The sequence below is a fragment of the Kosakonia sp. CFBP8986 genome (assembly GCF_034044935.1).
In the GTDB taxonomy this organism is placed as follows: domain Bacteria; phylum Pseudomonadota; class Gammaproteobacteria; order Enterobacterales; family Enterobacteriaceae; genus Kosakonia; species Kosakonia cowanii.
Map to the genome: position 1 here is coordinate 152753 of NZ_JAXCXB010000004.1, position 21716 is coordinate 174468.

The 21716-nt window shown below is 57.9% G+C and carries 19 protein-coding genes; 4 read left to right on the top strand and 15 right to left on the bottom strand.

Going from position 1 to position 21716, the window contains the following annotated elements; genetic code table 11:
• Window positions 1-111 precede the first annotated feature (111 nt).
• From lysS to xerD, 5 genes are all read right to left on the bottom strand, one after another.
• The gene (lysS, locus tag SOM48_RS10380; protein ID WP_320511893.1) at window positions 112-1629 is read right to left on the bottom strand and encodes a lysine--tRNA ligase; all 1518 of its coding nucleotides are present in this window, start codon (window positions 1627-1629) and stop codon (window positions 112-114) included.
• A gap of 9 nt (window positions 1630-1638) precedes the next feature.
• Window positions 1639-2737 (bottom strand): peptide chain release factor 2 gene (prfB, locus tag SOM48_RS10385; RefSeq protein ID WP_124967331.1). Its coding sequence is split into 2 segments (ribosomal slippage): window positions 1639-2661 and window positions 2663-2737, totalling 1098 coding nucleotides; the frame shifts between segments, so codons are not numbered across the junction.
• A 91-nt stretch (window positions 2738-2828) separates the two neighbouring features.
• The gene (gene recJ, locus SOM48_RS10390; protein ID WP_128482147.1) at window positions 2829-4562 is read right to left on the bottom strand and encodes a single-stranded-DNA-specific exonuclease RecJ; all 1734 of its coding nucleotides are present in this window, start codon (window positions 4560-4562) and stop codon (window positions 2829-2831) included.
• 5 nt (window positions 4563-4567) lie between these two features.
• A complete protein-coding gene (gene dsbC, locus SOM48_RS10395; protein ID WP_042718296.1) occupies window positions 4568-5278 on the bottom strand; it encodes a bifunctional protein-disulfide isomerase/oxidoreductase DsbC in 711 nt (236 codons plus the stop codon).
• Window positions 5279-5302: 24 nt separating this feature from the next.
• Window positions 5303-6199 carry a site-specific tyrosine recombinase XerD gene (xerD, locus tag SOM48_RS10400; protein ID WP_023480693.1) on the bottom strand — a complete coding sequence of 299 codons (897 nt, stop codon included), beginning with the start codon at window positions 6197-6199 and terminating at the stop codon, window positions 5303-5305.
• A 99-nt stretch (window positions 6200-6298) separates the two neighbouring features.
• Between xerD and fldB the strand changes: the two genes are divergently transcribed.
• Window positions 6299-6820, top strand: a complete 522-nt coding sequence (gene fldB / locus SOM48_RS10405) for a flavodoxin FldB (RefSeq protein ID WP_320511894.1) — start codon at window positions 6299-6301, stop codon at window positions 6818-6820.
• A 17-nt stretch (window positions 6821-6837) separates the two neighbouring features.
• Here the strand turns inward: fldB and SOM48_RS10410 are convergent, their stop codons facing one another.
• Window positions 6838-7254 (bottom strand): protein YgfX, encoded by a 417-nt coding sequence (locus SOM48_RS10410; protein ID WP_054803578.1) that lies wholly within the window; start codon window positions 7252-7254, stop codon window positions 6838-6840.
• Entirely contained in the window at window positions 7235-7501 is a 267-nt protein-coding gene (sdhE, locus tag SOM48_RS10415) for an FAD assembly factor SdhE (protein ID WP_023480982.1), read from the bottom strand. Before sdhE ends, SOM48_RS10410 begins: the two co-directional genes overlap by 20 nt.
• Window positions 7502-7747: 246 nt before the next feature.
• Between sdhE and ygfZ the strand changes: the two genes are divergently transcribed.
• Entirely contained in the window at window positions 7748-8728 is a 981-nt protein-coding gene (gene ygfZ / locus SOM48_RS10420; RefSeq protein ID WP_139567798.1) for a tRNA-modifying protein YgfZ, read from the top strand.
• A gap of 50 nt (window positions 8729-8778) precedes the next feature.
• Here the strand turns inward: ygfZ and trhA are convergent, their stop codons facing one another.
• Window positions 8779-9438: a PAQR family membrane homeostasis protein TrhA gene (gene trhA / locus SOM48_RS10425; RefSeq protein ID WP_128482145.1), complete on the bottom strand. Its 660-nt coding sequence runs from the start codon at window positions 9436-9438 to the stop codon at window positions 8779-8781.
• A 238-nt stretch (window positions 9439-9676) separates the two neighbouring features.
• On the opposite strand from trhA, the gene SOM48_RS10430 reads away from it, so the two are divergent.
• Both SOM48_RS10430 and SOM48_RS10435 read left to right on the top strand, forming a co-directional pair.
• The gene (locus tag SOM48_RS10430) at window positions 9677-10405 is read left to right on the top strand and encodes a MurR/RpiR family transcriptional regulator (RefSeq protein WP_023481032.1); all 729 of its coding nucleotides are present in this window, start codon (window positions 9677-9679) and stop codon (window positions 10403-10405) included.
• 116 nt (window positions 10406-10521) lie between these two features.
• Complete coding sequence (locus SOM48_RS10435; RefSeq protein WP_076769174.1) at window positions 10522-11955, top strand: 6-phospho-beta-glucosidase; 1434 nt, start codon at window positions 10522-10524, stop codon at window positions 11953-11955.
• Window positions 11956-12258: 303 nt separating this feature from the next.
• Here SOM48_RS10435 and SOM48_RS10440 read toward each other — a convergent pair whose 3' ends face one another.
• The 7 genes from SOM48_RS10440 to pepP all read right to left on the bottom strand — a co-directional run bounded on the left by SOM48_RS10440 (window position 12259) and on the right by pepP (window position 21701).
• The gene (locus SOM48_RS10440; RefSeq protein WP_320512038.1) at window positions 12259-13002 is read right to left on the bottom strand and encodes an SDR family oxidoreductase; all 744 of its coding nucleotides are present in this window, start codon (window positions 13000-13002) and stop codon (window positions 12259-12261) included.
• Window positions 13003-13062: 60 nt separating this feature from the next.
• Window positions 13063-15936 (bottom strand): aminomethyl-transferring glycine dehydrogenase, encoded by a 2874-nt coding sequence (gene gcvP / locus SOM48_RS10445; protein ID WP_320511895.1) that lies wholly within the window; start codon window positions 15934-15936, stop codon window positions 13063-13065.
• 131 nt (window positions 15937-16067) lie between these two features.
• Window positions 16068-16457: a glycine cleavage system protein GcvH gene (gene gcvH / locus SOM48_RS10450; RefSeq protein WP_023481002.1), complete on the bottom strand. Its 390-nt coding sequence runs from the start codon at window positions 16455-16457 to the stop codon at window positions 16068-16070.
• A 24-nt stretch (window positions 16458-16481) separates the two neighbouring features.
• Entirely contained in the window at window positions 16482-17576 is a 1095-nt protein-coding gene (gene gcvT, locus SOM48_RS10455) for a glycine cleavage system aminomethyltransferase GcvT (RefSeq protein WP_288882055.1), read from the bottom strand.
• A 423-nt stretch (window positions 17577-17999) separates the two neighbouring features.
• The gene (gene ubiI / locus SOM48_RS10460) at window positions 18000-19202 is read right to left on the bottom strand and encodes an FAD-dependent 2-octaprenylphenol hydroxylase (RefSeq protein ID WP_139567802.1); all 1203 of its coding nucleotides are present in this window, start codon (window positions 19200-19202) and stop codon (window positions 18000-18002) included.
• A gap of 10 nt (window positions 19203-19212) precedes the next feature.
• Window positions 19213-20391, bottom strand: a complete 1179-nt coding sequence (ubiH, locus tag SOM48_RS10465; RefSeq protein WP_320511896.1) for a 2-octaprenyl-6-methoxyphenyl hydroxylase — start codon at window positions 20389-20391, stop codon at window positions 19213-19215.
• Window positions 20388-21701 (bottom strand): Xaa-Pro aminopeptidase, encoded by a 1314-nt coding sequence (gene pepP, locus SOM48_RS10470; protein ID WP_320511897.1) that lies wholly within the window; start codon window positions 21699-21701, stop codon window positions 20388-20390. The genes ubiH and pepP overlap by 4 nt, the downstream gene beginning before the upstream one ends.
• Window positions 21702-21716: the final 15 nt, after the last annotated feature.

Here is a 21716-nt window from a genome sequence, read left to right on the forward strand (position 1 = left end):
AATAAATTAACTGGCGACATATCATAGCAGCCATACGTGGGATGCCAACCCTTTCACAGGGCAATAAAAAAGCCCCGGCGCGTGAACGTCGGGGCTTGTGGCGATTAGCGGTTATTTAACCGGACGCATCGCCGGGAAGAGGATCACGTCGCGGATGGTGTGGCTGTTGGTAAACAGCATTACCATACGGTCGATACCGATGCCCAGACCCGCTGTCGGCGGCAAACCATGCTCCAGCGCGGTGACATAGTCTTCGTCATAGAACATCGCTTCGTCATCGCCCGCGTCTTTCGCTGCTACCTGGTCGGCGAAGCGCTTGGCCTGATCTTCGGCATCGTTCAGCTCGCTAAAGCCGTTACCGATTTCACGGCCGCCGATAAAGAACTCGAAGCGGTCGGTGATTTCCGGGTTGTCGTCGTTACGGCGCGCCAGCGGAGAGACCTCTGCCGGGTATTCGGTGATGAAGGTCGGCTGAATCAGGTGTGCTTCCGCCACTTCTTCAAAGATCTCGGTCACGATACGGCCCAGACCCCAGCTCTTCTCAACTTTGATACCGATGCTTTCAGCAATCGCTTTCGCGCTGTCGAAGTTATCCAGATCGCCCATATCGGTTTCCGGACGGTACTTCTTGATCGCTTCGCGCATGGTCAGCTTCTCAAACGGCTTACCGAAGTCGAACACCTGCTCGCCGTAAGGCACTTCGGTGGTGCCAAGAATATCCTGCGCCAGCGTGCGGAACAGGGATTCGGTCAGCTCGATCAGATCCTTATAATCCGCATACGCCATATAGAGTTCCATCATGGTGAACTCTGGGTTATGGCGTACGGAGATGCCTTCGTTACGGAAGTTACGGTTGATTTCGAACACGCGATCGAAGCCGCCAACCACCAGACGCTTGAGATAAAGCTCCGGCGCGATACGCAGGTACATGTCGAGATCGAGCGCATTGTGATGGGTGATAAACGGACGCGCAGAAGCACCGCCCGGAATCACCTGCATCATCGGCGTTTCCACTTCCATAAAGTCGCGGTTTACCATGAACTGGCGGATACCGGCCATGATGCGGGAGCGAATTTTGAAGGTGTTGCGCGACTCTTCGTTAGCGATCAGATCGAGGTAGCGCTGACGATAGCGCGCTTCCTGATCCTGCAGGCCGTGGAACTTGTCCGGCAACGGGCGCAGGGCTTTGGTCAGCAGACGCAGCTCGGTGCAGTGAATCGACAGCTCGCCGGTCTTGGTCTTGAACAGCTTACCGCGCGCGCCGAGGATATCGCCGAGATCCCACTTTTTGAACTGCTCGTTGTAGATGCCTTCCGCCAGATCGTCGCGGGAAACATAGAGCTGAATACGACCGCCCACATCCTGCAACGTGACAAAGGAGGCTTTACCCATAATGCGGCGCGTCATCATACGACCCGCAACGGCAACTTCGATGCCGAGCGCTTCCAGCTCTTCATTCTCTTTGCCGTCGAATTCGGCGTGCAGCTTGTCAGAGGTCTGGTCACGACGGAAGTCGTTCGGGAACGGAACGCCCTGCTCGCGCAACAGCGCCAGCTTCTCACGGCGGGTTTTCAGTTCATTATTAAGATCGACTGCCGCGTCAGCGCCCTGTGCTTGTTGTTCAGACATGTTGGTTCCTCATAGCCCTGCTTTCAAACTTGCTTCAATAAATTGATCCAGGCTGCCGTCCAGCACCGCCTGCGTATTGCGGGTTTCAACCCCGGTGCGCAGATCTTTGATGCGGGAGTCATCCAGGACATAAGAACGGATCTGGCTGCCCCAGCCGATGTCGGACTTGGTGTCTTCCATCGCCTGCTTCTCGGCATTTTTCTTCTGCATCTCCAGCTCATAAAGCTTCGCTTTCATCTGCTTCATGGCCTGGTCTTTGTTTTTATGCTGAGAGCGGTCATTCTGGCACTGCGTGACCAACCCGGTCGGAATGTGGGTAATACGCACCGCGGATTCAGTACGGTTAACGTGCTGACCGCCCGCGCCGGAGGCACGGTAAACGTCGATGCGCAGGTCAGCCGGGTTGATTTCGATATCGATATCGTCATCCACTTCCGGGTAGACAAACGCGGAGCTGAATGAGGTATGGCGGCGGCCGCCGGAGTCAAACGGGCTTTTACGCACCAGACGGTGCACGCCGGTTTCGGTACGCAGCCAGCCGTAGGCGTAATCACCAATGATCTTGATGGTAACGGATTTAATCCCCGCCACTTCGCCTTCAGACTCTTCGATGATTTCGGTTTTGAAGCCGCGCGCTTCGGCCCAGCGCAGATACATACGCGTCAGCATGCTGGCCCAGTCCTGCGCTTCGGTACCGCCGGAGCCGGCCTGAATATCGAGGTAGCAGTCGGCGCTGTCGTACTCGCCGGAGAACATGCGGCGGAACTCAAGCTGCGCCAGCTTCTCTTCCAGCCCGTCCAGCTCGGCGACGGCCTCGTTGAAGGTCTCTTCATCGTCGGCTTCAACGGCCAGTTCCAGCAGGCCCGCGACATCTTCCAGCCCCTGGCGCATCTGATCCAGCGTCTCAACGATAGCTTCGAGGGAGGAGCGCTCTTTGCCCAGCGCCTGTGCGCGCTCTGGCTCATTCCATACGTCCGGCTGTTCCAGCTCGGCGTTTACTTCTTCCAGACGCTCTTTCTTGGCGTCATAGTCAAAGATACCCCCTAAGAACGTCGGAGCGCTCCGTGAGGTCCTGAATGCGATTTTTTACCGGATTAATTTCAAACATGGTCTGTTTTCTTTTATTGGACTTGTCAAAAAGCGGTGATAAGGGCGAGATTCTACCGGATCTATGCCCTTATTTGTAGCGAATAGTGGCGCTAAAGTGGCCAGAGGTTTTCGATGATCAGCTGCACGCTACGGTTGCCGCGAAACTCGTTAACATCAAGTTTATAAGCGATTTTCACCTGCCGTACGCCATTGTCCGGCCAGATGGCGGTATCAACGTTAAAGGCGATCCCGTCGAGCAGCGGACCGCCGCCAACCGGCTCCAGCATCACTTTTAAATGACGCTCGCCCACCAGCCGCTGCTGCAACAGGCGAAACTCGCCGTCGAACATCGGTTCCGGGAACATCTGCCCCCACGGGCCCGCCTCGCGCAGCATCTCTGCCACTTCAAGCGTCATCTCCTGGGCGCTAAGCGGCCCGTCGGAGAGAATTTCACCCTGTAACAGCGCCGGGTCGAGCCACTCGGTGACCAGATCGCCAAAGCGCTGCTGGAAGGCGTCAAAATTAGCCTCTTCAAGCGTTAATCCGGCCGCCATCGCATGGCCGCCGAACTTCAGCATCATACCGGGGTAGAGCGTGTCGAGCCGCTCCAGCGCATCGCGCATATGCAGCCCCTGAATAGAGCGCCCGGAGCCTTTCAGCACGCCTTCACCGGCGGGCGCAAAAGCGATTACCGGGCGATGGAAGCGCTCTTTAATGCGCGAAGCCAGAATGCCGACCACGCCCTGATGCCACTCGGGATGGTACATCGCCAGCCCGCCGGGCAGCGTCTCACTGCTGCGCTCAAGCTGCTCGCACAGGGTCAGCGCTTCCGCCTGCATGCCCTGCTCAATCTCTTTGCGCGTCTGGTTGAGTGCGTCGAGATCGCTTGCCAGCTGGCGCGCTTCGCCCAGGTTGTCGCACAGCAGCAGCGCTACGCCGACAGACATATCATCCAGACGCCCGGCGGCATTGAGGCGCGGGCCGAGCGCGAAGCCGAGATCGCTTGCCGCCAGCTTGTGCGCCTCGCGGTTGGCAATCTCAAGCAGCGCTTTAATACCCGGGCGACAGCGGCCGGCGCGAATACGGCTCAGCCCCTGCCAGGTCAAAATACGGTTATTGGCATCCAGCGGAACGACGTCCGCCACCGTGCCCAGCGCCACCAAATCGAGCAGCTCAGCAAGGTTTGGCATCGCAATGCCGCGCGCCTCAAACCAGCCGTTGTCGCGCAGAAAGGCACGCAGCGCCAGCATCAGATAGAAGGCAACGCCGACGCCTGCCAGTGATTTTGACGGAAAGTCGCAGTCGCGCAGGTTGGGGTTAACAATCGCCTCAGCCTCGGGCAGCGTGTCGCCGGGCAGATGGTGATCGGTGACCACAACCGGAATGCCAAGCTCATGCGCACGCGCGACACCCGCATGGGAGGAGATGCCGTTATCCACGGTCAGGATCAGCTGCGCGCCGCGGGCGTGGGCCTGATCGACCACTTCCGGGCTGAGGCCGTAGCCATCATCAAACCGGTTCGGCACCAGGTAGCTGACGTTGTCGCAGCCCAACGAGCGCAGCGCCAGCACGCTCAGCGCGGTGCTGGTTGCGCCGTCGGCGTCAAAATCCCCGACCACGATAATGCGCAGCCCTTCGCGCATGGCGTTGTAGAGGTGCGTAACCGCCTCATCGATGCCGGTCAGCTGCTGCCAGGGAAGCATACCCTTTACGCTGCGTTCCAGATCGCGGTCGCTCTTCACGCCGCGGCTGGCATATAAGCGACGCAGCAGCGGCGGGAGCGAGTCCGCCAGCACTGCCGCGTCATCCACCTCACGGCGGCGAAGTTGTATCTCAGCTTTCACGGGAATTACTTACCGCCCGTCGCTTTCTGGTGCTGGTCGAGGAAGGCTTTCATCTCGGCGGGTGCCTGGTAGCCCGGCACAACGTAGCCATCGTTCAGCACAATGGCTGGCGTACCGTTTACGCCAAACTGCACGCCCAGCGCGTAGTGGTTAGCGATGCTGATATCGCAGCTGGCAGGCTTAACGCCTTTGCCCGCCATCGCATCATCAAAGGCTTTCTTCGGATCTTTCGCGCACCAAATCGCCTTCATCTCTTTTTCCACCTCGCTCGGCACGCCCTGGCGCGGGAAGGCGAGGTAACGCACGGTAATACCCAGCGCGTTGTAGTCGGCCATTTCGCTGTGCAGCTTCTGGCAATAACCGCAGGTGATGTCGGTAAAGACGGTGATGACATGCTTCTCTTGCGGCGCTTTGTAGACAATCATCTCTTTTTCCAGCGCGTTAAGATGCGGCAGCAGCATTTTGCTGGTGACGTTGACCGGCTGCGCGCCGCTGACGTCATACATCGGCCCCTGAATAATATGTTTGCCATCTTCGGTGACATAAAGCACACCGCTGTTGGTCATCACGGCTTTCATTCCGGCAACGGGAGCGGGCATGATGTCGGAACTCTGTACACCCAGCTTCGCCAGCGACTGCTTGATCGCCGCATCATCGGCATGGGCCGCGCCGGTGAACGCAGCCAGCAGGGTGAACATGATTAAACCTTTTTTCATAACAGATCCTTAGATTGTCAGCACTCACGCCCGCGGGTGGTGCTGTTGATGAAGCTTGCGCAGCCGCTCGGTGGCGACATGCGTATAAATTTGCGTTGTCGAGAGATCCTGGTGCCCCAGCAGCATCTGTACCACGCGCAGATCCGCGCCGTGGTTGAGCAAATGCGTGGCAAATGCATGGCGCAGGACGTGGGGCGAGAGCTTTTCGCTGTCGATCCCCGCCAGCACCGCATAGTGCTTGATGCGATGCCAGAAGGTCTGGCGTGTCATCTGTTGGCCGCGCTGGCTCGGGAACAGCACATCGATTGAAGCACCGTTAAGCAGCCACGGACGCCCATATTCAAGATAGTGCTCAACCCAGTAGATCGCCTCTTCGCCCAGCGGCACCAGGCGCTCTTTGTTGCCTTTACCGATAACCCGCAGCACGCCCTGGCGCAGGCTGATATCGCTCATCGTCAACCCCACCAGCTCCGTCACGCGAAGACCGGTCGCATACAACACCTCAAGCATGGCTTTATCGCGTAACTCCAGCGGTTGGTCAACTACCGGCGCCTGTAACAACCGCCCAACCTGCGTTTCGCTTAAGTCTTTCGGCAGGCGCTGCGGCAGCTTAGGGGAGGCCAGCTGGGCGCTCGGGTCATCCTGGCGCAGCTTTTCGCGGTAGAGATACTGGAAAAAACGCCGCACGGCGCTCAGCAGACGCGCCGAACTCGTGGCTTTATAGCCCCCTTCGACGCGTTCGGCGAGCAGCGCCTGCAGCTCATCGCTCTGCGCGCGCTCCAGGCTGCTGCCCCGATGATGAAGCCACTCCACGACGCCCTTCAGATCGCGACGATAGGCGCTGAGGGTATTTTCCGCCAGGTTGTTCTCCAGCCAGAGCGCATCAAGAAATTGTTCGATACGTGCGAGATCTTCTTCCATCCGCCCTCTCCTTCTCTCAATCGCTGCATTATGCCTGATTGAGACCTGATTCTGGTACACTGCGTGCAAAGACACATCAAGAACCGAGATGTTTACGTTATGAATATTGGTCTGTTTTATGGTTCCAGCACCTGCTACACCGAAATGGCGGCGGAGAAAATTCGCGACATTATCGGGCCGGAACTGGTCACGCTACACAACCTGAAAGACGATGCTCCCGCCCTGATGGAGCAGTACGATGCGCTGATCCTCGGCATTCCGACCTGGGATTTTGGCGAACTGCAGGAAGACTGGGAGGCCGTCTGGGAGACGCTCGACACGCTCAACCTTGATGGCAAAATTGTGGCGCTCTATGGTATGGGCGACCAGCTCGGCTACGGCGAATGGTTCCTCGACGCGCTGGGCATGCTGCATGACAAGCTGGCACCGAAAGGCGTTAGCTTCGTCGGCTACTGGTCAACCGAAGGCTACGAGTTTACCAGCAACAAACCGGTTATCGCCGACGGACAGCTGTTTGTCGGCCTGGCGCTGGATGAAACCAACCAGTATGACCTGAGCGACGCGCGCCTCGAAGCCTGGTGCGAGCAGATCCTGACGGAGATGGCAGAGCGCTTCGCCTGATCCCTGCGACGTTGCCTTTAGTGCAGCCCCTGCGCCGGTTTTTGTAAAATCATCCGGCGCAGATCGCGCCACTCCTGCGCATCCATACTGTCTGATGCCAGCCAGAGATGCTGCCGACGCCCATCTTCCTCGCGACGCAAACGCAGCATCATCCCACTACGCAGCATCCAGGGCGTACCGACAATATCCCACTCTTCGCCCTGCCAGCGCAGGCGGGAATCCATCAGCAACTTAATCTCGCCATGACAGGCGTTGATACGCCGTTGGCTCCGTACGGAGTCAAACACCACCAGCGAAAGCAGCAGCAGCCATACCGGCGTGTAGCTCAGCGGCCAGGGCATCAGCAAGATGAGTGCGGCTACGAATCCATGGAGCAGTAAGGAGAGCCACTGTGCGCGCCAGGAGACGCGTAACTCAGATTGCCACAGGACCACGATCCCGATTCCGTGTCTGGATTAACTGCACCATTCTTTGCAACTCCGCATCCTGTGGCTTGCCGTGGTTCATAAGCCAGTTAAATAAATCGGGATCGTCATTTTCCAGCAGGCGGACAAAGAGACGCTTGTCATCATCGCTTAGCGAATCGTACTCATGTTCGAAAAAAGGCATGATGGAAATATCGAGCTCGCGCATTCCGCGACGGCACGCCCAGTGAATACGGGCCTTGTTAGTAATATCCATGTGTATCTCCCTGTTCGGCATGATGGGCACATTGTAACGTGTTTTTAATATATCTTTTGCGGAATATTTCACTGCTCGCGCTGGCTTCCAGAATAATTCGCCTTCTCTGCAACGATTTCATTCCGCTGCGTAATATCTCGCAAGGCCATCACAATGGCACAAATCGCATGCTTTATCGCTTGCAATGGACACCGGCTCTTTTACCATTAACACCCAACACAGCGTTAAGCTAATCAGGACATTAATATGGCTTTTACTCCTTTTCCTCCGCGCCAGCCGACCGCTTCTTCACGTCTGCCGCTGACGCTTATGACGCTCGATGACTGGGCGCTGGCAACCATTACCGGGGCCGATAGCGAGAAGTATCTGCAGGGCCAGGTGACGGCAGATGTCTCGACACTGGCGGCCAATCAGCATCTGCTGGCGGCGCACTGTGATTCTAAAGGCAAAATGTGGAGCAATATGCGGTTGTTCCACGATAAAGAGGGCTTCGCGTGGCTGTTGCGCCGCAGCGTGCGTGAAACCCAGCTACGCGAACTGAAAAAATATGCCGTCTTCTCCAAAGTCACTATCGCTGCGGACGACGAGCGCGTTCTGCTTGGTGTGGCCGGTTTCCAGGCGCGGGCCGCGCTGGCGAATCTCTTCTCCACCCTGCCTGAGAGCGAAAATCAGGTCGTGCAGGAGGGTGAAACCACGCTGCTGTGGTTTGCTCACCCCGCTGAACGCTTCCTGTTAGTGACCGATGCCGCCACGGCCGAAATGGTCACCGAGAAGCTGCGCGGCGAAGCCCAGCTCAATAACAGCCAGCAGTGGCTGGCACTGAATATCGAAGCGGGTCTGCCGGTCATTGACGAAGCGAATGTCGCTCAGTTTATTCCGCAGGCGACCAACCTGCAGGCGCTGGGCGGCATCAGCTTTAAAAAAGGGTGCTATACCGGCCAGGAGATGGTGGCACGGGCGAAATTCCGCGGGGCCAATAAACGCGCGCTGTGGTACCTGGCAGGCACGGCCAGCCGCGTTCCGGAAGCGGGAGAAGATCTCGAACGTAAAATGGGCGACAACTGGCGTCGTACCGGCACCGTACTGGCTGCCGCACAGCTGGATGATGGCCGCGTGATGGTTCAGGTGGTGATGAATAATGACATGGAGCCGGACAGCGTGTTCCGCGTGCGCGAGGATGCTAATACGTTGAGCATTGAGCCGCTGCCCTACTCACTCGAAGAGTAAGCGCCTCTGAGCCGGGCAAGGCATCTGCCCGCCCGGCTACTACGCAGGGTTTAAATCTGGCCGACGTAAAGATAGATCGCCAGGAAGTGGCAGACGCTGCCGCCAAGGACAAAGCCGTGCCAGATGGCGTGGTTGTAGGGAATACGTTTACAGACGTAAAAGATAACGCCAAGCGAGTAGATCAGGCCGCCCACGGCAAGCAGCGTGATGCCGCCCGGTGAGAGACGCATGGCAAGCTCGTAAATCACCACCAGCGAGAGCCAGCCCATCGCCAGGTAGGTGACCAGTGACAGCACCTTAAAGCGGTGCGCGATCGTCAGCTTAAACAGGATGCCCAGCAGCGCAAGGCCCCAGATCACCACCATCAGCCCGCGTGCCAGCGGTGAATCCAGGCCGACCAGCAGAAACGGCGTGTAGGTACCCGCAATCAGCAAGTAGATGGCGCAGTGGTCGAACTTCTTCAGCCATATTTTGGCGCGGGGATGCGGAATGGCGTGATAGAGCGTCGAGGCCAGAAACAGCAGGATCATGCTGCCGCCGTACAGCGCATAGCTGGTGATGGCAAGCGTGCTGGCATGGGTGTCAAATGCCTGCCCCAGCAGCAGCACCAGCCCGACAATCCCGAACACCAGACCAATACCGTGGCTGATGCTGTTGGCAATCTCCTCTGCCAGTGTATATCCCTGTGCGATTAATGGTTTTTTGACCATAGGTAACTCCAGGAGAACTCAAAAACGTTGTGCTACTAGTTGCGCTATTAGAGTAACTGAGAATAATTCCAGTGCACACCTGTACGCTAAAATATTTCGCATATGAATATGTCACTGCCTGAGGATCCGCTAAAAGTCGGGGCGCGCGAGCCGCAGTTGTGGCAGCATGAGGCACATTTGCAGGCAGGCCCGCTAAGGGCTGGCTACATTATCAGCAGCAAAGGACACCGCCGTGACGATGTTTACCCACTCCGCTATCGCCAGCCTCAACACCCTGGAGATGATGGTCTACAACTTTGTGGTCAAAAATCGCGACAAAGTGATGTACATGACGATCCGCGAACTGGCCGACGCGGCGGGCGTCTCGACCACCACGGTGCTGCGCTTTTGCCGCAAGCTTAACTGCGAGGGGTATTCGGAGTTTCGCGTGCGCTTTAAATTGTATCTGGAGCAGAACGAGCCGCCGCAGGCTAATTTCGGTGCCAGCGAAGTGATCAGCTTTTTTAAAAGCGTTAACAACGACGAATTCGATAAATTACTCGATAGCACCGTCGACATCATATTATCCTCCGAGCGTATTATCTTCGTCGGAGCGGGCACTTCAGGAGCGCTGGCGAAATATGGCGCACGATTCTTCTCAAATATTGGCAAATTCAGTAACCATATCGACGACCCCTATTTCCCGGTGACCAATGATATGGCGAAAAACGCGCTGGCGATTGTGCTCTCTGTCTCCGGCGAAACCGAGGAGATCCTGCGTTTTGCCAGCCAGTTCAGCCTGCATCACTGCAAAGTTCTCTCGATTACCAGCCATGAACATTCACGCCTGGCGAAACTCGCGGATTACAATATCTCCTGGCACGTGCCGCAAATGCGTATTTCCGGCGGGTACGATATTACGACGCAAATTCCAGTGGTTTATATTCTCGAATCCCTGGGGCGTAAACTGGCGAAGAAAATAGCATAAAAAAACAGGGTGTTTTTTCGGTGTAACAAATTACCGCAGCGGCAATTTGTTATATCGTGACATTCATTTCCCCTTTGCTAGACTCGTTGGCAGCTAATATGACGAGAAGAGCAACGATGAAAAAATTGACCTTACCGAAAGATTTCTTGTGGGGCGGCGCAGTTGCCGCGCATCAGGTAGAAGGCGGCTGGAATAAAGGCGGCAAAGGCCCGAGCATCTGCGACGTGCTGACCGGCGGCGCGCACGGCGTCCCGCGTGAAATCACGTCGCAAGTGGAAGCGGGAAAATACTACCCGAACCATGAGGCCGTTGATTTTCATGGTCATTACAAAGAGGACATCAAACTCTTTGCCGAGATGGGCTTCAAATGTTTCCGAACCTCAATTGCCTGGACCCGCATCTTCCCGCAGGGCGATGAGTTGCAGCCCAATGAAGAGGGTCTGAAGTTCTACGACGATGTGTTCGATGAGCTGCTGAAGTACAACATCGAGCCGGTCATTACCCTCTCTCACTTTGAGATGCCGCTGCACCTGGTGCAGGAGTACGGCGGCTGGACCAACCGTAAAGTAGTTGATTTCTTTGTGCGTTTCGCCGAAGTGGTGTTTGAGCGCTACAAGAACAAGGTCAAATACTGGATGACCTTCAACGAGATCAACAACCAGCGCAACTGGCGCGCGCCGCTGTTTGGCTACTGCTGCTCCGGCGTGGTCTATACCGACCACGAGAACCCGGAAGAGACCATGTACCAGGTGCTGCATCACCAGTTTGTTGCCAGCGCGATGGCGGTGAAAATTGGTCACCGCATTAACCCGTCGATGCAGATTGGCTGCATGCTGGCGATGGTGCCGCTCTATCCCTTCTCCTGTAAGCCTGAAGATGTGATGTATGCGCAGGAATCAATGCGCGAGCGTTATGTCTTTACCGATGTGCAGCTGCGCGGTTACTACCCCTCCTACGTACTTAACGAGTGGGAGCGTCGCGGCTTTACCATCAACATGGAAGCTGGCGATGAAGCGATCCTGCGCGAAGGGTGCTGCGACTATCTGGGCTTCAGTTACTACATGACCAATGCGGTAAAAGCTGAAGGAGGTTCGGGTGATGCGCTCTCCGGTTTCCAGGGCAGTGTGCCGAACCCGCATGTGAAAGCCTCCGACTGGGGCTGGCAGATTGACCCGGTTGGCCTGCGCTACGCCCTTTGCGAGCTGTATGAGCGCTACCAGAAGCCGCTGTTTATCGTTGAAAACGGCTTCGGCGCGTACGACAAAGTCGAAGAGGATGGCAGCATTAACGATGATTACCGCATCGATTATCTGCGCGCGCACGTGAAAGAGATGGTCGAAGCCGTCACCTATGATGGCGTGGATCTGATGGGTTACACCCCGTGGGGCTGCATTGACTGCGTCTCCTTCACCACCGGCCAGTACAGCAAGCGCTACGGCTTTATCTACGTGAACAAGCATGACGACGGCTCCGGCGATATGTCGCGCTCACGCAAGAAGAGCTTTAACTGGTACAAAGAAGTGATCGCCAGCAACGGCGAGAACGTGTGATCTATTGAAGCGTTGCCGGATGGCGGCTACGCCTTATCCGGCCTGGGACGGGTTTGCACCACGCCTGGCGTTGCCGGATGGCGGCTGCGCCTTATCCGGCCTACAACGGATTGCACCACGCTTGAGGCGTTACCGGATGGCGGCTACGCCTTATCCGGCCTGGGACGGGTTTGCACCACGCCTGGCCTTGCCGGATGGCGGCTACGCCTTATCCGGCCTACAACGGATTGCACCACGCTTGAGGCGTTGCGCTGTATTCGATTTGTAGGCCTGATAAGCGAAGCGCCATCAGGCATAAAAACGCTACTTTCCCCCGGCCAGATCGATAAAGCTTCCTGTCACATAGGAGGCTCTATCGCTTAACAGCCAGGCAATCGCCTGCGCCACCTCTTCCGGCTGACCGCCGCGCTGCATCGGAATCGCGCTGCTGACGCGATCAACGCGTCCCGGCTCGCCGCCGCTGGCATGCATCTCCGTATAGATAAACCCCGGACGCACGCCGTTTACGCGGATGCCGCTTGCCGCAACCTCCAGCGACAGACCGGTGGTTAACGTATCCACCGCCCCTTTTGACGCCGCATAATCAACATACTCTCCCGGCGATCCAAGCCTTGCCGCTGCTGACGAAACATTCACAATCGCGCCGCCCTGCCCACCATGCTGCGTCGACATGCGCTTTACCGCTTCGCGACAGCAGAGGAAATAGCCCGTCACATTGGTCGCCAGCACCTGGTTGATGCGTGCCGCGCTCAGCGCCTCTACCCGGCTCTGCTGAAACAGAATACCGGCGTTATTGACCAGCGCGGTCAGCGGCAGCCCCTCTTCGTCAATACGCGCAAACATCGCTTCAACCTGACTTTCATTGCTGATATCCGCCTGCACAGCAAACGCCTTGCCGCCCCAGGCCAGGATCTCTGCCACCACCTCATCGGCAGCGTCGCGCTGGCGATGATAATTGACTGCCACGGTGTAGCCCTCTTGCGCCAGTAACCGCGCGGTGGCTCGACCAATTCCCCGGCTTGCGCCGCTCACTAAGGCAATTGCCATCATCTTCTCCCAAATAGAAAGGGCGCCGAAGCGCCCTTAAAAGATAGCGGAATCAATCGATTATTGGTATTCGCTCATCGGTACGCAGGAGCAGAAAAGATTCCGGTCACCATACACGTCATCCAGACGTTTCACGGTTGGCCAGTATTTGTTGACTGCGCCCGCCGGGAAGACCGCCAGCTCGCGGCTGTAGGCGTGGTTCCACTCGCTCACCAGTTCATGCTGGGTGTGCGGCGCATTGACCAGCGGGTTATCCTCCAGCGTCCATTCGCCCTGTTTCACGCGCTCGATTTCAGCGCGGATCGCCAGCATCGCGTCGATAAAGCGATCCAGTTCGACTTTGCTTTCAGATTCTGTCGGTTCAACCATCAGCGTGCCGGCAACCGGGAAGGACATGGTCGGCGCATGGAATCCGTAGTCAATCAGGCGTTTGGCGATATCCAGCTCGCTGATGCCGGTCTCCTCTTTCAGCGGGCGAATATCGAGAATGCACTCATGCGCCACGCGTCCATCACGGCCGGTGTAGAGCACCGGGAAGGCCTCTTTCAGGCGGCTGGCGATATAGTTGGCGTTGAGGATCGCCACCTGGCTCGCCTTTTTCAGACCTTCGGCGCCCATCATGCGGATATACATCCAGCTGATCGGCAGGATCGACGCACTGCCAAACGGTGCGGCGGAAACTGCGCCCTGACGCGTCAGCATGCCTTCAATTTGCACCACGCTGTGGCCCGGAACAAACGGTGCCAGGTGCGCTTTGACGCCAATCGGCCCCATGCCCGGGCCGCCACCGCCGTGCGGGATACAGAAGGTTTTATGCAGGTTGAGGTGCGACACATCTGCGCCGATAAAGCCCGGCGAGGTGATGCCGACCTGCGCATTCATGTTCGCGCCATCAAGGTAAACCTGGCCGCCAAACTGATGCACCACTTCGCACACTTCGCGGATCGTCTCTTCATAGACGCCGTGCGTTGATGGGTAGGTGACCATAATACAGGAGAGGTTCTCTCCCGCCTGCTCCGCTTTCGCGCGCAGATCGCCCAGATCGATGTTGCCATTCTTATCGCAGGCTACGACCACCACCTGCATACCCGCCATCTGCGCCGAAGCCGGGTTGGTACCATGGGCAGAGCTTGGGATCAGGCAGATATCGCGATGCCCTTCATTGCGGCTTTCGTGATAGTGGCGGATCGCCAGCAGACCAGCGTATTCCCCCTGCGCGCCGGAGTTCGGCTGCATACAGAGCGCATCGTAACCGGTCAGTTTCACCAGCCAGTCGGAGAGTTGCGCAATCATCTGGTGATAACCTTCCGCCTGCTCCGGCGGGCAGAACGGGTGCAGTTCCGCAAATTCCGGCCAGGTGATGGGGATCATCTCCGCTGCGGCGTTAAGCTTCATGGTGCAGGAGCCGAGCGGGATCATCGCCTGGTTGAGCGCCAGATCTTTGCGCTCAAGCGAATGCATATAGCGCATCATCTCGGTTTCGCTGTGGTAGCGATTGAACACCGGGTGGGTAAGGATCGCATCCTCGCGCACCATCTCAGCCGGCAGAGAGCGGCTGTCGAGGGCAACCTCTTTATCCAGCGCGTCGATCTCAAGGCCATGTGCGTCGCCGAGCAGAACGCTGAACAGCGCCAGCACATCGTCGCGGGTAGTGGTTTCATCCAGCGTGATGCCTACGGCGTTAAGAATGTCGCTGCGCAGGTTGATCTCATGGGCTTCCGCACGCGCCAGCACCGCGGCTTTATCCGCTACTTCAACGCAGAGCGTGTCGAAGTAGTGCGCGTGACGCAGTTTCAGACCACCGCGCTGCAGGCCAGCAGCGAGAATGTCGGTCAGGCGATGGATACGCCCGGCAATGCGTTTCAGCCCTTCCGGGCCGTGGAACACCGCATAGAGGCTGGCGATATTGGCCAGCAGCACCTGCGAAGTACAAATATTGGAGTTAGCTTTCTCGCGGCGAATATGCTGCTCGCGGGTCTGCATCGCCATGCGCAGCGCCGTGTTACCGGCCGCGTCTTTGGAGACGCCGATAATGCGCCCCGGCATTGAGCGTTTAAATTCATCTTTCGCGGCAAAGAAGGCGGCATGCGGGCCGCCGTAGCCCATCGGCACGCCGAAACGCTGCGCGGAGCCGAAAACAATATCGGCACCCTGTTTGCCCGGTGCGGTCAGGTGCACCAGCGCCATCAGGTCGGCGGCAACGCTGACCACGATTTTGCGTGATTTTAACTCGGCAATCAGCGCGCTGTAGTTGTGCACTTCGCCGGTGGTACCCACCTGCTGAAGCAGCACGCCAAAGAGATCCTGGTGATCGAGCGCTTTCTCTGCCTCATCGACAATCACCTCAAAGCCGAAGGTTTCGGCACGGGTGCGCACCACATCCAGCGTTTGCGGATGGACGTCGGCTGCGACGAAGAAGCGGTTCGCGCCTTTCAGTTTGCTGACGCGTTTTGCCATCGCCATCGCTTCAGCGGCGGCGGTCGCTTCATCCAGCAGCGAAGCGGAGGCGATATCGAGGCCGGTCAGATCGAGCGTGACCTGCTGGAAATTGAGCAGGGATTCAAGACGCCCCTGCGACACTTCCGGCTGATAAGGGGTGTAAGCGGTGTACCAGCCCGGGTTCTCCAGCATATTACGCAGGATCACCGGCGGCAGCTGCACGGCGGTGTAACCCATGCCAATGTAAGACTTAAAGCGCTTGTTACGGCGGGCCAGGGTTTTCAGTTCAGCGAGCGCGGCATATTCGGTGGTGGACTCCCCCACCTGCGGCGGTGCGGCGAGCTGAATATCTTTCGGCACGATCTGCCCGATCAGCGCGTCGAGCGATTCTGCGCCAACGCTGTTCAGCATCTCCTGCTGTTGCGTGGTGTCCGGGCCAATATGCCTGCCGATAAACGCGGCGTGATGTTCAAGCTGGCTTAAAGTCTGAGTCATGAGCGAGGGTTCCTGAAACGTGCGGTAATAGATAAAACGAAGATCTGGCTTGCCGGAAAGCGCGACGCTTCACCGGCCTGTTGATGGACGTAAAGGTTAGCCGGAGACGCATCGCGCCATCCGGCACACCATTATTCGTCTTCTAACAGGGCGCTATAGCCGGTTGCGTCTAACAGCGCTTCGACTTCCGCCTCATCGTTGGCCTTGATTTTGAAGATCCAGCCTTCGCCATACGGCGCGCTGTTCACCAGCTCCGGCGAATCATTCAGGCTGTCGTTGACCGCAACGATTTCACCGCCGATGGGGGCATAAATATCGGATGCCGCTTTTACCGACTCCGCCACGGCGCAGTCGTCGCCAGCGCTAACGGTGGTGCCGACGTCCGGCAGGTCTACAAAAACCATATCGCCCAGCAGCTCTTGCGCATGCTCGGTGATACCAACGGTGTAGCTACCGTCCGCTTCTTTACGCAGCCACTCGTGTTCTTTGCTGTATTTCAGATCGCCAGGTACATTGCTCATTGCTTTCTCTCCAGAAAAATAACGTTACGCGACCGCTTTGCCGGCGCGCACAAAAACAGGTTTGGTCACTTTGACCGGCATTTCGCGGTTGCGGATCTGCACCACGGCCGTTTCGCCGATCCCTGCCGGAACGCGGGCCAGCGCAATGCTGTAGCCAAGCGTCGGCGAGAAGGTGCCGCTGGTGATCACCCCTTTCTGCACATTGCCCTGCGCATCGGTAAAGTGCACCGGCAGTTCATTACGCAGTACGCCTTTTTCGGTCATCACCAGGCCAACCAGCTGTTCGGTGCCTTTTTCACGCTGCTGCTCAAGGGCATCACGTCCGATAAAGTCGCGATCCTGCGGCTCCCAGGCGATGGTCCAGCCCATGTTGGCCGCCAGCGGCGAAACGCCTTCATCCATCTCCTGGCCATAGAGGTTCATGCCCGCTTCCAGGCGCAGCGTATCGCGCGCGCCGAGCCCGCAGGGTTTTACGCCCGCATTCAGCAAGCCTTGCCAGAAGTCAGCGGCTTTTTCATTCGGCAGGGCAATTTCATACCCGGCTTCACCGGTGTAACCGGTGGTGGCAATAAAGAGGTCGCCCGCTACCACACCGAAGAAGGGTTTCATGCCAGAGACCGCTTCGCGCTGCGCATCGGTAAACAGGCTGGCGGCTTTCTCCTGCGCATGCGGGCCCTGCACCGCGATCAGTGAGAGATCGTCGCGCACGGTGATATCGATGGCATAAGGTTCGGCGTGTTGGGAAATCCAGGAGAGGTCTTTTTCGCGGGTGGCGGAGTTAACAACGAGGCGGAAGAAATCTTCGGTGAAGTAGTAGACGATCAAATCATCAATCACGCCGCCCGAGGCATTAAGCATACCGCTGTAGAGCGCTTTGCCGGGCTTAGTCAATTTCGCGACATCGTTTGCCAGCAAATAGCGCAGAAATTCGCGCGTCCGGCTGCCTTTCAGGTCAACGATGGTCATGTGTGAAACATCAAACATGCCGGCGTCGGTGCGCACCGCGTGGTGCTCATCAAGCTGCGAGCCGTAATGCAGTGGCATCATCCAGCCGTGGAAGTCGACCATGCGGGCGCCGCATTGAGTATGTTGTTCAAATAAAGGGGTCTGCTGAGCCATCTTTTCCTCATCGAATACGCTGAGCTATCACGTTTTTCGCAGCGCCTTTCCGGCGGCAAAAAAGCGTGTCGATGCCCTGTTACAGGCGGTGACGCAAACGTTCTCTTTGGCCTGAACTTATCACCGAAAGGTGCGCTTAACCATAAGGAAAAACCGGTCATCACATTAGCTTATGACCAAAACGCGCTGAGATAACCGCAGTGGAATATAGCGAAAAATCCCTGCAACACGCGGATAAGAGGTCACTTCTGCGCGCTTATTGGGCGGGTAATTAGCATTTACTGCCAGTTAAAAGCAAAAAAGCGCGTGAGCCAAAATTAACCACATGAGAAAAACTAATCTGAGAATGGGGGTGAAATTAGAATATTTCAAATGAGAGGGGAGCTTCCCTTCCCGGGGCCGGGAAGGGAAAGTGTGACGCAGTTAACGTAACCACTCTGGCAGATCGTTAAGCCCTAAAGCCTGACGCAATAACTGCGGTTTAACGCCGGGAAGCGTATCAGCCAGTTTCAGCCCGATATCACGCAGCAGCTTTTTCGCCGGATTCGCACCGGCAAACAGTTCGCGAAAACCCTGCATGCTCGCCAGCATCATCGCGGCGCTATGTTTACGGCTGCGCTCGTAGCGGCGCAGGTAGAGATGCTGACCGATATCTTTGCCGTCGCGGCTTAAACGACGCAGCTCAGCAATCAGCTCAGCCACATCCATAAAGCCGAGGTTAACGCCCTGGCCAGCTAGAGGATGGATGGTGTGCGCCGCATCGCCCACCAGCGCTAACCGATGCCCGGCAAACTGCCGTGCGTAGCGCCCGGTTAACGGGTAAGTCTGGCGTTCGCTCTCAAGCTCGCACAGCCCGAGCCGGTTATCAAAGGCCACGGTCAATGCCTGGTTGAACGCCTCAGCGCTGCTCTCCTGCATCGCCTTCGCCTGCTCTGGCGGAAGCGACCAGACGATCGAACATAAATGCGGATCGTTCAGCGGCAGAAACGCGAGGATGCCATCATTATGGAAAACCTGGCGCGCCACCGCCTGGTGCGGCTCGGCGGTGCGGATCGTCGCCACCAGCGCGTGGTGGTGATAATCCCAGTAGGTGAGCGGAATATCCGCGCGGTTGCGCAGCCACGAGTTAGCGCCGTCAGCACCCACTACCAGACGCGCCGTCAGCATAGTGCCCTCTTTCAGGGTCAGGAACGCTTCGTTCTCCCCCCAGGCGACCTGCTGCAACTCGGCTGGCGCAATCAGCGTGACATCTTTGCACTGCTGCGCCTGCTCCCACAGCGCGTGGTGAATGCGCGTGTTCTCAATGATGTAGCCCAGATGGCTGTAACCCATACTCAGATCGTCAAAGGAGATGCGCCCGAAGCTGTCTTTCTCCCACACTTCCATGCCGTGATAGCAGCCGACCGGCCCGGCAACGATGTTTGACCAGACGCCGAGATGGGTCAGCAATTTTTCACTGGCGGCGTTAATCGCCGAGACGCGTAGCGCCGGAGGGGCATCCGCGGCCTGCGGCTCGGGAACCGTTTGTTCCAGCACCGCCACGCGCAGCCCGCTCCCTTGCAGGCCGCAGGCTAATGCCAGACCCACCATGCCGCCGCCGACAATCGCAACATCAACACTCTGCACTCTTAGCTCCTTAACGGGCGACCCAACCGAGGGTTCGTTGCGCCAGCGCATCACGCGCCGGGGTAAATAGTTCCATCGCCATCAATCCGAGGTTGCGCCCCAAGACCAGCGGCGCCCAGCGGTTGGCGAAGAGATGCACCAGCCCATCCGTCACGCCGATGGTGGCAGCTTTATCTGCCTGCCGACGCTGGTTATAACGCAGCAACAGCGGATAGCTTCCCACATCACTCTGTTCGATAAAGGCGTGCGAAAGGGTTTCCGCCAGTGTCATCACATCGCGCATGCCAAGGTTGAAGCCCTGCCCGGCAATCGGATGCAGCGTCTGCGCGGCATTGCCGACCAGCACGGCGCGATGGGAAACAGATGAGCTGGCAGTGGAGAGCGCCAGCGGGTAGACGCTGCGCTTCCCGGCATGCAGGATGCGGCCAAGACGCCAGCCGAAGGCTTTTTGCAACTCCTCGCAAAACTGTTCGTCTGACCAGCTCGCCACCTGCTGCTGTTTTTCACGCGGGTGACACCACACCAGCGAAGAGCGCCCCTGCGACATCGGCAGCATCGCCAGCGGGCCATGTTCAGTAAAGCGCTCAAAGGCGCGCCCCTGATGGGCAACAGAAGTGGTGACATTGGCAATCACCGCCGCCTGGTCATAAGGCGACTGCTGCCAGTCGATATTGAGCTGCCCGGCAATCGATGAGCGCGAGCCGTCTGCCGCCACCAGCAGTTCGCCGGTGAGCTGCTTGCCGCTTTGCAGCGTCACCGTCACCTGCTCTTCACTGCGGGTAAAGCGATCGACGCGATCCGGGCAGTGAAGCGTGACGCCCGGCGCGTTTTGCAGCCGCTTAAAGAGCCGCAGCCCGACATCGTGCAGCTCAACCACATGGCCTAACGCATCAAGCCGATACTCTTCCGCCGTCAGCGTTACGAAACCGGCATGGCCACGATCGCTGACATGCACCGTCGAGATGGGTGTTGCGCAGGAGGCAAGTGCCTGCCAGACGCCGATGTGCGCCAGCTGCTGGCAGGTGCCTGCCGCCAGCGCGATAGCACGTGCGTCAAAACCGGGGTGATCCTGCGCGCCGGGCGCGTTGGCTTCCACCAGATGAACGGCAAGCTTGCCCTGTGTCAGATGTGAAATCGCCAGCGCAAGGGTTGCGCCAGCCATGCCGCCGCCAACGATGATCACACTCATGCGCGCGCCTTCGCCATCAGCGCTTCAATCTCATCGGCTTTTTTGACTACGCTGGCAGTCAGGTTCTCGTTGCCGTTGTCGGTGATGACAATGTCATCTTCGATGCGAATGCCGATACCGCGATACTTCTCCGGCACATCGGCATCCGGCGCGATGTAAAGCCCCGGCTCAACGGTGAGCACCATGCCTGGCGCCAGCTCGCGGGAGCGATCCTGGCCATAAACGCCGACATCATGCACATCCAGCCCCAGCCAGTGGCTTAAGCCATGCATAAAGAAGGCGCGGTGAGCGCTTTTCGCAATCAGCTCGTCAACGTCGCCCTGCAGAATGCCGAGCTTCACCAGCCCGCTCACCATGATGCGCACCACTTCGCCGGTCACTTCCTGAATTGAGGTGCCGGGGCGGAACAGTTCAAGCGCGCGTTCCAGCGAGGCGAGCACAATGTCGTAAATCTCACGCTGCGCCGGGGTAAATTTGCCGCTGACCGGGAAGGTGCGGGTGATATCCCCGGCATAGCCTTTGTATTCGCAGCCCGCGTCAATCAGCACCAGATCGCCCGCGCGCATTTCGCTTTCGTTCTCGGTGTAGTGCAGGATGCAGCCATTTTCGCCGGCGCCCACAATGGTGTTGTAGGAGGGAAAGCGCGCGCCGTGGCGGTTGAACTCATGCTGAATTTCGCCTTCAAGCTGATACTCAAACATACCCGGGCGGCACACCTGCATCGCACGGGTGTGGGCCAGCGCGGAAATTTCGCCCGCGCGGCGCAACACGTCAATCTCTTCAGCGGATTTAAACAGGCGCATCTCATGCACGATGGGCCGCCAGTCGGTCAGCGTGGCGGGCGCTTTCAGATTCTGGCGCGAGCCTTTGCGCAGCTTGTCGAGCGCGGCAAAGAGGATGGTGTCCGCATAAGCGTATTCGCCCTGTGCGTGATAGACCGCATCGAGGCCATTGAGCAACTGATAGAGATGCTCGTCAATCTCCGGGAACGCCAGCGCGCGATCGACGACGAGCTTCTCCGGCGCGGCTTCCTGGCCGAGACGGCGACCAAACCAGATTTCAGCGGTTTTGTCGCGCACGCGGTTGAAGAGCACGCTGTGGTTGTGGGTGTCATCGCTTTTGATCAGCACCAGCACCGCTTCCGGCTCGTTAAAACCGGTGAAATACCAGAAATCGCTGTTCTGGCGATAGGGGTATTCACTGTCTGCGCTGCGGGTCGCTTCCGGCGCGGCAAAGATCAACGCCGCGCTACCCGGAACCATCTGCGCCAGTAAAGCCTGGCGACGACGGAGAAACTCAAGCTGTGTCATGACACCTCCTCCATG

What these genes read in the sequence shown, in the direction of transcription:
- lysS (WP_320511893.1), bottom strand. Translation starts at nt 1,629, where the DNA reads ATGTCTGAACAACAAGCACAGGGCGCTGACGCGGCAGTCGATCTTAAT.
- dsbC (WP_042718296.1), bottom strand. Translation starts at nt 5,278, where the DNA reads ATGAAAAAAGGTTTAATCATGTTCACCCTGCTGGCTGCGTTCACCGGC.
- xerD (WP_023480693.1), bottom strand. Translation starts at nt 6,199, where the DNA reads ATGGAAGAAGATCTCGCACGTATCGAACAATTTCTTGATGCGCTCTGG.
- fldB (WP_320511894.1), top strand. Translation starts at nt 6,299, where the DNA reads ATGAATATTGGTCTGTTTTATGGTTCCAGCACCTGCTACACCGAAATG.
- sdhE (WP_023480982.1), bottom strand. Translation starts at nt 7,501, where the DNA reads ATGGATATTACTAACAAGGCCCGTATTCACTGGGCGTGCCGTCGCGGA.
- ygfZ (WP_139567798.1), top strand. Translation starts at nt 7,748, where the DNA reads ATGGCTTTTACTCCTTTTCCTCCGCGCCAGCCGACCGCTTCTTCACGT.
- trhA (WP_128482145.1), bottom strand. Translation starts at nt 9,438, where the DNA reads ATGGTCAAAAAACCATTAATCGCACAGGGATATACACTGGCAGAGGAG.
- SOM48_RS10430 (WP_023481032.1), top strand. Translation starts at nt 9,677, where the DNA reads ATGTTTACCCACTCCGCTATCGCCAGCCTCAACACCCTGGAGATGATG.
- SOM48_RS10435 (WP_076769174.1), top strand. Translation starts at nt 10,522, where the DNA reads ATGAAAAAATTGACCTTACCGAAAGATTTCTTGTGGGGCGGCGCAGTT.
- SOM48_RS10440 (WP_320512038.1), bottom strand. Translation starts at nt 13,002, where the DNA reads ATGGCAATTGCCTTAGTGAGCGGCGCAAGCCGGGGAATTGGTCGAGCC.
- gcvP (WP_320511895.1), bottom strand. Translation starts at nt 15,936, where the DNA reads ATGACTCAGACTTTAAGCCAGCTTGAACATCACGCCGCGTTTATCGGC.
- gcvH (WP_023481002.1), bottom strand. Translation starts at nt 16,457, where the DNA reads ATGAGCAATGTACCTGGCGATCTGAAATACAGCAAAGAACACGAGTGG.
- gcvT (WP_288882055.1), bottom strand. Translation starts at nt 17,576, where the DNA reads ATGGCTCAGCAGACCCCTTTATTTGAACAACATACTCAATGCGGCGCC.
- ubiH (WP_320511896.1), bottom strand. Translation starts at nt 20,391, where the DNA reads ATGAGTGTGATCATCGTTGGCGGCGGCATGGCTGGCGCAACCCTTGCG.
- pepP (WP_320511897.1), bottom strand. Translation starts at nt 21,701, where the DNA reads ATGACACAGCTTGAGTTTCTCCGTCGTCGCCAGGCTTTACTGGCGCAG.